Raw genomic sequence first — 2,579 nt, 5'->3', positions numbered from 1 at the left:
ATGAATGGCGGATGCTGGGAAGATCCCTACTCCATCAAGGTTTAGTCGATGAAACCAGCGATGGTTACTCTGTCTTGACGCTCAATGCAACGAGCATGGAAATCCTCAAAAGCCAGCGCAAAGTCGAAATTGCGATTTCCCCCCTCAAACCAACCGTCGAAGCCACCGATGTCAGCGCCAACACCGCCGAGGCGCAAGCACTCTACAACCGCCTCCACAAACTCCGCAAACAGTACGCCGATGCCAATAAAGTTGCCCCCTATGTCATCTTCGCCGACTCCAGCCTGAGATTGATGGCGCAGCAACAACCTCAAACCCTCGCCCAATTCGCCCAAATATCCGGCGTAGGGGCGCGCAAACTCGCTCAGTATGGGGAAATGTTCACAGGCGAAATCCGCGCCTTCAGAACCGAATCTGGCTTGAGTATCCAAACCGAATCCGATCCCACGCCGCCACTCTACGTCGCACCACCAACCAAAAGCGATGTCTCCCACACCCACCTCCAAACCCTCGATTTCTACCAGCAAGGCATGAGCCTCGCAGATATCGCCACTAGACGCTCGATGCGCGAAAGTACGATCTTCGATCATCTCGTCAAATTGCTCGAATGCGGGTACAGCGTCGAGATAGACTTAATCGTACCAGCCAAAAAAGCCACCGCGATCGAACAAGCCATCGCGATCGTCGGAGCCGAAAAACTCACCCCCATTAAAGCCCATCTCGGCGATGATTATACCTACGAAGAAATCAAATTAGTCAGAGCCAGATTTACAAAGATAGGGGATAGGGAATAGGAGATAGGGAATAGTTTTAGTAATTAATATAAGTATCAATTCGCCACAGGCGACGCTACGCGAACGAATAGCTTCCAGGAAAAATTCAGTAATGAAGTGAATGCCGCTCTACGCTTCCCACAAATCGAACCATACGCAGAGAGTTTGAGAGGGGGCGTTCCCCCTTTCAACGGGGGGTCTGGGGGAAGCCTCCCCCAGATCCGGGTTCTGCCTCCGCTAGAAAAATCGCAACTCACAAGTATCAATTGTTTGCCGATATGCTTGTTACAAATAACAGTTAAGAAATGCTAAATATGACGATCGAAAACCTCAGCACGCGCGGACACCTCCTCACCGAGCAAGTAAATGTAAATAGTGCCAACCTCGACCGACTCACCACCCTAGAAATAGTAGACTTATTCAACAAAGAAGACATCAACACCCTCAACGCGATCGCAGGTGCTAGAGTCGAACTAGCTAGTGCGATCGATACAATTGCCGATTCCCTCCGTCAAGGCGGACGCCTATTCTACATCGGCGCAGGTACCAGCGGACGATTGGGCGTCCTCGATGCAGCCGAGTGTCCCCCCACATTTTGCACCCCTCCCGAACTAGTCCAAGGCATCCTTGCAGGTGGTGCTGGCGCATTGATTAAAAGCTCCGAAGGCTTAGAAGATATCGCCAGCGATGGTGCTGCGGCAATGGTAGAGCGCAACGTCGGCGAGCATGATGTAGTAGTGGGCATTACCGCAGGTGGTACCACTCCCTACGTCCACGGTGCGATCGAGACTGCCAAACAACGCGGAGCCAAGACGGTATTTATCGCCTGTGTGCCAGCAAATCAGGTCGCTAGCATTGCCGATATCGACATTAGATTACCTGTAGGGGCAGAAATTTTATCGGGGTCTACACGGCTAAAATCAGGCACTGTGACGAAGATGGCGCTAAATATTCTTTCTACTGGCGCGATGGTCAAGTTGGGTAAAGTTTATGGCAATCGGATGGTAGATGTTGCTGTTACTAATACTAAGTTACTCGATCGGGCGTTGCAAATGATTCAAGATTTGACGCAATTAGAGCGCGATACGGCAAGTGAATTACTAACAGCTAGCGGTAAATCTGTCAAAGTTGCCTTATTAATGCACTGGACGAAAGTCGATCGATCTAAAGCCGAAGCCATCCTCGCCCAAAATCACGGACAATTACGCTCTGCTGTCGATAGTTTATAATCATCATATTTCTCGAAAGGTTGGCGGATCCAGGGATTATTTGGGAGATAACTAACATAGTGATCGGGAATATAAGTCGAGCAAGCTTTATACCAAAGTACTGCGGTTTTGAGCGTCTGAATTTCTGGATGCAAATCGCGCAACCAAATCGTTGTTTGTTGCAAAGTTACGCCCGAATCTACCAAGTCATCAACTAGTAAGATCCGATCGCCCAACCGCTCGGTAGTCATGGTAATCTGACTGGCGATCGCGAGTTTTCCTCGTTGTCGATCGCCATCGCCACTGTAGGAACTAGCTGCTAGAATTGCCAAAGGTCGATCGAAGATTCGCGACAAAATATCGCCGACTCGCAAGCCACCTCTAGCCAGACAAACGATTTGGTTGAATTCATAATTGGATTGAAAAATTCGCTCGGCTAATTGCTCGATCGACTGGTGGTATTCATCCCAAGAGATATCTAAATCGAGCATGGATAGTGGATAGTGGATAGTGGATAGTTGATAGTTGATGACTTGGTAGATTCGGGCGTAACTTTGCAACAAACAACGATTTGGTTGCGCGATTTGCATCCAGAAAT

Annotated in this window: 3 protein-coding genes; 2 read left to right on the top strand and 1 reads right to left on the bottom strand. The window is 49.2% G+C overall.

The genetic code is table 11. The annotated features are described in order from the left end of the window. Together RMO35_RS08200 and murQ are read left to right on the top strand one after the other, a co-directional pair. A partial coding sequence (locus tag RMO35_RS08200; protein ID WP_309740142.1) for a helix-turn-helix domain-containing protein occupies positions 1-794 on the top strand: 794 nt, incomplete at its 5' end. A 299-nt stretch (positions 795-1,093) separates the two neighbouring features. Next, positions 1,094-2,002: an N-acetylmuramic acid 6-phosphate etherase gene (gene murQ, locus RMO35_RS08195; RefSeq protein ID WP_396135630.1), complete on the top strand. Its 909-nt coding sequence runs from the start codon at positions 1,094-1,096 to the stop codon at positions 2,000-2,002. Here the strand turns inward: murQ and RMO35_RS08190 are convergent. Next, positions 1,966-2,472, bottom strand: coding sequence for a phosphoribosyltransferase (locus RMO35_RS08190; protein ID WP_396135629.1), 507 nt, complete (start codon positions 2,470-2,472; stop codon positions 1,966-1,968). The genes murQ and RMO35_RS08190 overlap by 37 nt on opposite strands. Positions 2,473-2,579: the final 107 nt, after the last annotated feature.

This window comes from Chamaesiphon sp. OTE_20_metabat_361, assembly GCF_031364565.1.
Note: the sequence above shows the minus strand (reverse complement) of the source record. Positions and strands in the feature narration are given on the sequence as shown.